This is a genomic window from Parendozoicomonas verongulae (assembly GCF_009711465.1).
GTDB lineage: Bacteria > Pseudomonadota > Gammaproteobacteria > Pseudomonadales > Endozoicomonadaceae > Sansalvadorimonas > Sansalvadorimonas verongulae.
In genome coordinates, this window is record NZ_SMME01000684.1 from 1,364 (window position 1) to 1,966 (window position 603).

Annotated in this window: 1 protein-coding gene; it reads right to left on the bottom strand. The window is 56.1% G+C overall.

Going from position 1 to position 603, the window contains the following annotated elements:
• Positions 1–202 precede the first annotated feature (202 nt).
• Positions 203–439, bottom strand: a complete 237-nt coding sequence (locus E1189_RS02815) for a hypothetical protein (protein WP_155158539.1) — start codon at positions 437–439, stop codon at positions 203–205.
• Between the last annotated feature and the right edge of the window lie 164 nt (positions 440–603).

Below are 603 nucleotides of genomic sequence, written 5' to 3' on the forward strand. Positions count from 1 at the left end.
CACGACCTGTCCATGCGGTGTCAGCTTCGATTCGGTCAATCTGCTTAACTCTCATCGCCAGATCAGTCGGGACGCCCGGTGCAAGGGGAGGTGGAACACCACCTGCCCCTGCGGCGCAACCTTCAATTCATTCAGCCTGCTTAATGCTCACCGCCGGAACAGCAGCGATGTTCGGTGCAAGGGAAAGCAGAACACCACCTGCCTATGTGGCGCCAGCTTCGATACGGTCAACCAACTTAACTCTCACCGCCGAGGCAGCAGCGACGCACGTTGCAAGGGACAGTGGAACACCACCTGCCCCTGTGGCATCACCTTCGATACGGTCAGTCTGCTTAGCTCTCACCGCCAGGGCAGCAAAAACGTTCAGTGCAAGGGAAAGCAGAACACCACCTGCTCCTGCGGCATCACCTTCGATTCGGTCAACCAGCTTAGATCCCACCGCCGGGTTAGCAGCGACGCCCAGTGCAAGAGGAAGCGGTTCGAAAGGAAAGGGATTTAAAAAGAACGGCTATGGCTTCAACAGTTCAAACTAGGGAGGATGTTGATATTGAGTAATCTCTCCCTTGGAACCGCCCGTATCCGCACATCATCACCCGTCGTTCA